General features: G+C 28.6%; 7 protein-coding genes and 1 pseudogene. 2 read left to right on the top strand and 6 right to left on the bottom strand.

The features are described from left to right. On the bottom strand, positions 1 to 1,353 hold the full coding sequence (locus QIA22_RS06920) for a PBSX family phage terminase large subunit (RefSeq protein WP_418457016.1): 1,353 nt from the start codon (positions 1,351 to 1,353) through the stop codon (positions 1 to 3). Continuing rightward, on the bottom strand, positions 1,350 to 1,916 hold the full coding sequence (locus QIA22_RS06915) for a DUF603 domain-containing protein (RefSeq protein ID WP_418457014.1): 567 nt from the start codon (positions 1,914 to 1,916) through the stop codon (positions 1,350 to 1,352). The genes QIA22_RS06920 and QIA22_RS06915 overlap by 4 nt, the downstream gene beginning before the upstream one ends. A gap of 174 nt (positions 1,917 to 2,090) precedes the next feature. Between QIA22_RS06915 and QIA22_RS06910 the strand changes: the two genes are divergently transcribed. Then, positions 2,091 to 2,783: a hypothetical protein gene (locus QIA22_RS06910; protein WP_367612044.1), complete on the top strand. Its 693-nt coding sequence runs from the start codon at positions 2,091 to 2,093 to the stop codon at positions 2,781 to 2,783. Between the two features lie 66 nt (positions 2,784 to 2,849). Here the strand turns inward: QIA22_RS06910 and QIA22_RS06905 are convergent, their stop codons facing one another. Both QIA22_RS06905 and QIA22_RS06900 read right to left on the bottom strand, forming a co-directional pair. Next, positions 2,850 to 3,587 (bottom strand): hypothetical protein, encoded by a 738-nt coding sequence (locus tag QIA22_RS06905; protein WP_367612042.1) that lies wholly within the window; start codon positions 3,585 to 3,587, stop codon positions 2,850 to 2,852. Positions 3,588 to 3,614: 27 nt separating this feature from the next. Then, positions 3,615 to 4,133: an Erp family outer-surface lipoprotein gene (locus tag QIA22_RS06900; protein WP_367612040.1), complete on the bottom strand. Its 519-nt coding sequence runs from the start codon at positions 4,131 to 4,133 to the stop codon at positions 3,615 to 3,617. A 430-nt stretch (positions 4,134 to 4,563) separates the two neighbouring features. On the opposite strand from QIA22_RS06900, the pseudogene QIA22_RS06895 reads away from it, so the two are divergent. Further along, positions 4,564 to 5,361, top strand: a pseudogene (locus QIA22_RS06895) (tyrosine-type recombinase/integrase). A gap of 5 nt (positions 5,362 to 5,366) precedes the next feature. Here QIA22_RS06895 and QIA22_RS06890 read toward each other — a convergent pair. Together QIA22_RS06890 and QIA22_RS06885 are read right to left on the bottom strand one after the other, a co-directional pair. Next, positions 5,367 to 5,792, bottom strand: a complete 426-nt coding sequence (locus tag QIA22_RS06890) for a DUF261 domain-containing protein (protein WP_367612039.1) — start codon at positions 5,790 to 5,792, stop codon at positions 5,367 to 5,369. Positions 5,793 to 5,843: 51 nt separating this feature from the next. Beyond that, a complete protein-coding gene (locus QIA22_RS06885) occupies positions 5,844 to 7,175 on the bottom strand; it encodes a DUF244 domain-containing protein (RefSeq protein ID WP_367612037.1) in 1,332 nt (443 codons plus the stop codon). Between the last annotated feature and the right edge of the window lie 30 nt (positions 7,176 to 7,205).

Below are 7,205 nucleotides of genomic sequence, written 5' to 3'. Positions count from 1 at the left end.
TTACAAAAATCTTTGATTGCCAAAGTGAACACTTCTCTCTCTATATCCTAAAGACAACATCAAATATGCTGCAGATATTGCATCAAGAGCGTCATCATGGGTTTTGTTATCTCCTTTATACGAATAAATATCATTAAATACAGAAGAGCTACTGTATTTCGTAATGTAAAGTTTATTGTAAGTAAACGGCGTAATTAACGTTGTTATTCTACTAAATTTATTAGATTTTGGCTTAACCGGGACAATTCTAAAATATTGACTCATATTATTTCTTAGCAACATGTATTCACGAGTCAATCCACCAGCACCTTTTGTATTGTCTCTATCCTCTAAATACAGTGTATGTACATTAAAATTCTCTATAACAGTCTTGATTATATTCATAATATAAGGGTCATTGGCTGGTCGTTGGTCTTGAAATACAAAAGCATAATACTTGTCATCAACCCGCTCCATAACACATAATGCAGTGTTATCCCCGCCAACACTAAATGCTGGGTCTAAATATGCTATCGGGCTAGTAAATACATAATCATTAGTAATATTTATTTGTGTAAAAATTGAATCAGTGCTTGCTATCCATTCACCTAGCAAAACTCTTGCTTTATATGATGGTATATCTTTATATAGCTTTTCTTGTGTTTCGATAAATCCTTTGCTGAGCAGAACATTATCATAAGTCGTAAAATTATATGTCTTAAAAGTTGCTATATTATCAATATAATCAGTTTTGAAATAGTGTTCTGGATGATCGGGATTAGTATCAAAAATAATAGTTTCTTGCCCGCACCTTAGTCTTTTTAAGACTTCCTCTAACGTTTGCTTGTGTAAAGTTGTAGCCTCATTCACAAAAATAAGTGCTGAATTGCTACCCCTAAATCTTTCAAAATCACTTGCCTTATCCCCTCCGTATAGATTAATTCGCAGTGAATCAATCAGAATATATGAATTATTTGTATGTCTTGGAATATAAGGAATTTTAAGCAGTTTGCATAGCTTTTCAAATTGCCCCAAAACATTAACTTCAACTGAACGTTGTGAATTCCCAATAATGAAATTATTCGTATCACTTGAGTATAACTTTTTATTTTCAATTAAACTTTTGAGAAAAAGATAACAGGCAAGATACGTTTTACCGCTAGCTATACCGCCGCTGAGTATAATCTTTTTCTCATTATTCTTTTGAATGCTTTTTATCACATTTTTTTGTTTTAAAGTTAACTGTTCTTCTTCAAACTTAGCAAAATTAATTGAAGAATTTGTTAGATTTACAAATTGTGATATATCAACTCCATATTTATTTTTGTATTCTTTTTGAAGTGTAGTAAAAAGTTTTGTTTGATATAAGTTCACTTGTGTCCTTTACTATTTTTGTAGTTACTTTTGCTTTCAGCTTCATTAACCGTAGCAAGTTTTTTCATACATTCATAGTAAAGCTCCATTTCTCTTATTGAACACTCCTTTATATATTCATCAAGCTCGCTTTTTAAAGAATTAATTTCTCCATTAACAACTTGCTTATTTTTTTTACTACTTGCTTTATTTAAAGCGTCAATTTCGGCTCTTAAATTTTCTATTTTAGTATGCATACTAACAAGCTCAATACTAGAATATTGCTTAAATGCATTTATAAATCCTAATTCTAAATTAGCCCGCTCTACATCCAATTCGCTTCTAACTTTCCTGGCGTTAACTTCTGATTTAAAAGTTTGTGACAAAAGGTGTTCAAAAGTATCTTCACTAATTATTAGTCTAGAGTCCTCGTTAACAGAATTTTCCCCACTTTCCCATTTTTGTCTCATTCTCCACACATTTACTTTAGAAACCCTTAGTTTATCTGCTATTTCTTTATCACTTAACAGTCCTTCTCTAAAATATGCAACATAATCATCAAAAGACCTTTTAACTTTTTTCAAAAAAATCCTCTAAAATAACAAAAGTAACAAATTGTTACCCTAAATAGTAAAGCAATTTATTAATTGTTAACATAAACAGTTAATTTCTTTATGTCTATTAATAGCTGCCCTATATTTACAATATTTATTAATATAAAAACCAAATATTTCAAATATTCAAAAAGGAGCATTTATATGAATCAAAAACAAATATTTTTATTATTTCTATTATTTTTAAAAGTAACAATGAGTTTTTCTTATGATCAATCCAAATACGAGGGGTATATGGAAAAATATTATCATAAGAAAGGCAAAACAGATACACACATATCCTTTTTTAAAACCCTTAGAAATGATGATGAAAACCGTTATTTGGGCAAAGGAAGTTTTTCTACCCTCTTTGTAGGAGAAGATGAAAAATTAAGTCGTCTTAGCTTTACCACTTCAAGGTTTATTAAAGACGATAAAGAAACCTATTATATGGGTTTTAACTTAGAATACCATTACAATATAGAATTTAATAATCCATACCCTATGTTAACCGATATACGTGAAAACATTAGTAAAATAAAAGTTAAATTTTCTTTTAATAATGCCTCTGAAGAGATAATAAGAGAATTAAATCAAAAATTTGTAGATGATAGAATTATGTGGGAAATTCATAGAAGTGGTGGATTAAAGAGTCGTGCAGAATATGTTCGTATTAATTTAATAACTTCTGATCCAGGTATAGAAAATTTACTTCCAAAATTACTAAAACATAAAACTGTAACAATAACAATTGAAATTCCTGAAAGTGAAGATCCCGGCAAACTAACTCGATCTATAACTTTTGATCTTGATGGTTTCCAAAAATTATACAAAAAGCATAGCTCATTTTTTACCTAAAATAAGAGAACAAGACGAACAATTTGTCTTGTTCTCTTATAATTTATATTTTTAAAACCATTTTTTCTATTTTTCTTTATTATTTAACTTTTTAAGCTCTTCATTAATATTTTTAAGTGCATCATCTATAACTTTATTTGAAAAATCATCAGTATTGGTACCATCATTAGCAAAATGACTTCCATTTACACCCAATTCTTTAGCTTTTATCCAAGCCTGAAATCCAATACTGCCTTTTCCTTTAACTTTTTGACCATAAGTTACTCCACTAGCATTTTTAACTTGTTTTTCAAACTCTTTAAACTTACTTTGAGCATCTTCTAATTCTTTTTTTCTTTTTTCTATCCTTTCCTTTAAAGTTTTCTCAAGTTCTTCTAATTTATTTTTAAGTTTTTCTTTATCTTTTAATTCTTCTTTTAATTCTTTTATTTTTTCTTCATACTCACAATATGTTCCAATAACAGTTGTTTTTAAATCTGCTTTTTCTACCTTATCCTTTAATTCTCTTATTTGCTTTTCAATCTCTTTTAATTCTGAATCTTCTGGATCCTCTTGAGCTGCTTGATCTTCACCTTGCCCCTGCGACTCATCAGCCTGCATCGATTCTTCATCTCCTGGTTGAACTTTTGCTTCTGGTTTTTCAAAATCTCCAAAAAACTCTTCTTTTTTTGTATCTAAAAATCCCTTAACTTTTCCTTTTAAATCTTGTTCTAAACTTTTTTTTACATCTTCACCACTTGCGTAATTCTTGCAAGAAATTATCAGCGCAAAAACAGCACAAATAGTAAACATTTTTTTATTCATAATTGTTCTCCCCTATACTTCTAACTTCTATTTTAATTTTTTTTTAAGATCTTCTAGTAGTATTGCATATTCAGCAACTTTATCTCCTGAATCCTTAATTTTATCTCCTAAAAATGTAACATATTCAGAACTATCAATTTTCTCTATCTTTGTTATTATCTCTTTATTTTCGTTACCACCTCCGCTATTTTGTTCGTTCTTATATCCATAGTATAAACTAGTTTTAAATGCTCCACCTTCGGTCATTGCTTTTACAAAGTTATTAACTTCTGACTCTTCTAATGAAAAGAACGTCGCTGTGTATCCTATCCCAACATTTAACCCTATTTCAACACCATCTTCTTCTTTTCTTACGACTAAATCTCCTAAGTCTACCCAATTACCACTAGTATCTTTATTTTTAATTTTTACAGTAAATTCAGAGAATTCTATTTTTCTAACTTTCGCCTCACCATTACTTTGCCCATCATATAAAATATGATTCTTACAAGAACTTATCAGCACAAAAACTGCACAAATAATAAACATTTTCATTATCTTATTCATAAGTCTCTCCATAAGTCTCAAAGATAACGCAACGCCTAATAAATACAATATTTTAAAGATTTAAATATATAATTTTGTTACATTCACCTGTTACATATTAACAAAACGCAAATGTAATTTTAACCAACTCCCCAAAATCTCTCCATTGCAAATGCCCGGCTCATTACAAAAGACTATAAAACACATATGGCTTAAATTTCAAAGTCTTTGCTATATATCACTTAAAGTATCTAGTCTTTCTTAAGTCCACCCCTCAGAACTTGACACTTCTGTTTATCACAGCCACTCTACAACCCAGATTTTGCATGCAATGAGAGCGCCATAAATTTGACTAAAATTTTAGATTTTTGGTAAAATATAAATTACATTTTTTATCTATTTTTATTACTTTTACTTAATTTAAAAGTAACACTTCAAAGGAGAGGATTTTATGGACACTAATAATTATTTTAATTTAAATAATTTAGGTATTGACTTTATGCTCAAATTCTTTCAAGACTATCAAAATGCATTAAATAAAAACAAAATTCTAGAAAATGAAAATAAAATTCTTAAAAATTCACTAAAAATTTAATCTAAAAGTAAGAAAAAAATTTCAAAACCAACTCCAAAGTTTTATTTGAATCAAAAAATTATCAAAATAATTGAAAAATGTGTTAAAACATTAAAACAAATTGACCCAATTTCTGGTTGGTTTTTACATCTACTGGCAATAAGTGGCTGCAGAGGTGCCGAACTACAAAAAGTAAAAATGCAAGATATTACCCCCTTACTAAGCAAAACTGGAGAAACTTTTTACAATATAAAAGTAAATGTAGCTAAAAAAAGAAATGTCCCTTGCATTAGAGAAATTGTCATAAAATCTGTAGAGTTTGATGCTATTCAAAAAGCTCACGAAAATTATTTTAATAGTAAAAATTTTGACCCTCGGCGTACTTATCTTTTCCAAAAAACTAAACATAAATTTAAAGATAATCAAATTAGCATTATCCATATTTCTAATAAATTCAAAAATCTTCTCAAAAAGTCAAGATTTCGTGCTAATAAATCGCTTCATTTATTTAGAAATTTGTTTATTTCATATTTAAAATCTAATGGTTATAATTCTTTCCAAATTAAAGAACTTATGAAATATCATTCAACTTCCGAAATTGATAATATCTACGGCCTCTCTGCTGCTAATAAAATTCACGCTTATAAATGCATGAAAAATAACCTTAAACTTTAAAAAAACTATTTTAGTTTAAATATACGCTTTGAAGTTACTTTAAATATTTTTCCACTTGGCTTTAAGTCAAGTGAATCATATAATATTTCTTTATTTTTTGTTGCTATAAAGTGATACCCATTAACCTTGTCGATTTTAACTTCACTTATTTCAAATTCATTGGCTGCACCCAAATAATTTAAAGACTCATATCTCACACTACTTCTAATTCCGTAGTAATTAAGTATCATGCATGGATTTATAATAAAACAATTACTCTTAATGTAGCCAAGTCCTATAAATCTATAATATGCTGCATTTATCTCATAAGCATTAAATTCAACCTTCTTAAATAGACTTGTATAATAATGTAGACATAAAAAGTAACAACCCCATTTTTGTATCTCTGGTCTTAAAGTTCTATTGTCTTGTTTTATTTTATTAATAAGCATTATTTACCTCTCCTATATTAAATTATTTCTTTAATTTTTTAGTGCTCCCATTCACATGGGGACACTAACACTATTTGCAAATGCTATATTGCTAGGGAAAAATACTGTGCCACTTGTTGGCAATAGCCCCTTTAATCTATCTGATATTGCCCTTTTCTTAGGATCAAGAGTAAACACAAACTCTCCAAATCTATAATTTACATGCTCAATTAGTGGACATGTATTCGTAATATTATAAATTAGCATTTTCAGCCTATCTTTATAAGGTTTTTCTCTTTTTTTATTTTCGTTTTGAATTCTATTTAATTCTTTTTGTACACTGTCAATCTCCATTAAATCATACGCAAGATTTTCAGCAGATTGATTATCCTTAATTTCAAGGGCTACACAATCAACATATTCTACAAATTCTCTTGCCCAATCAAACTCAACTCCAGAATTATAAAAATCACTCCTTTCTACTAAATCTTGGGCAAGCTTTATAAACGCTTCCTTGTTAAAATTGTGTGCCATTAAGTATTCCTCTCTATAGTTACTATAAATATCTTTTTTTAAATTTTTAATTTCTAATTCACATTTATTAATAAATTCAAACACTTTTGATATTAGGGCCTCATTTCTTTTAATCTTACAGTTAATTGGTGCAGCATCTATTAAAAAGAATAAATTACAATACTCAAGCCCGGTGCATGCTAGCTGCATTTGAGCCTGCACATAGTATTTGAAAAAATATTTGCTGCTTAAAAAATTGCCATTTTTATTGTACTCAGCAATAGCACTACTCATATAATGAGAGTCGCTATTTTTAATCTCTAAAAGTTCTAAATCGCCATTATTATTAATAAACCGGCCATCAATTGTTGACCCCACTAAAGTTTCTGAACTGCCCATTTTTTTGAAATAGTTATACTTATCAACTCCATTGGCATACTTGTTTTTATACAAAATATCAATATTATCACCGTATGCTTTAACAAATTCTCTAAATCCTAAATTCTCTAATTCTTTGCCCTTAAGCATATACAAATTCTCTTCAAAAGGTAGGCTCATTCCAAAATATTTAAGTACTCTGTTAATCATCAAGTCTTTAAGTCCTGCACCTCCAATCAAAACATTGCCTACTTCACTAGCTCCGTATCTATCAAGTTCATTTCTTTGCACACTAAAATCAATATTGCGATTAAATCTAAAACACTCTTGACTACTTATTCCGGGTAATTTCTTGCCTATCTTGCTTAATTTACTTTTTTCTTTAATGGGAGAAGATTTTTCCTCAAATATTTCACATCCAGTAAAACTTTGTTGTTCAACACTTATCATTTTGAGATCTCCTTGAATATTATTTTGTATTTCTTGATTATTATTGTTTGAAACATTGTTCATTTTTTTTCTCCTATTATGTTATATAAAAAT

The sequence above is a fragment of the Borreliella kurtenbachii genome (genome assembly GCF_030437945.2).
Lineage (GTDB): Bacteria > Spirochaetota > Spirochaetia > Borreliales > Borreliaceae > Borreliella > Borreliella carolinensis.
Note: the sequence above shows the minus strand (reverse complement) of the source record. Positions and strands in the feature narration are given on the sequence as shown.

Bases quoted from the DNA above. Each gene is read 5' to 3' on its own strand.
- QIA22_RS06910 (WP_367612044.1), top strand. From the start codon at position 2,091: ATGAATCAAAAACAAATATTTTTATTATTTCTATTATTTTTAAAAGTA.
- QIA22_RS06905 (WP_367612042.1), bottom strand. From the start codon at position 3,587: ATGAATAAAAAAATGTTTACTATTTGTGCTGTTTTTGCGCTGATAATT.
- QIA22_RS06900 (WP_367612040.1), bottom strand. From the start codon at position 4,133: ATGAATAAGATAATGAAAATGTTTATTATTTGTGCAGTTTTTGTGCTG.
- QIA22_RS06890 (WP_367612039.1), bottom strand. From the start codon at position 5,792: ATGCTTATTAATAAAATAAAACAAGACAATAGAACTTTAAGACCAGAG.
- QIA22_RS06885 (WP_367612037.1), bottom strand. From the start codon at position 7,175: ATGAACAATGTTTCAAACAATAATAATCAAGAAATACAAAATAATATT.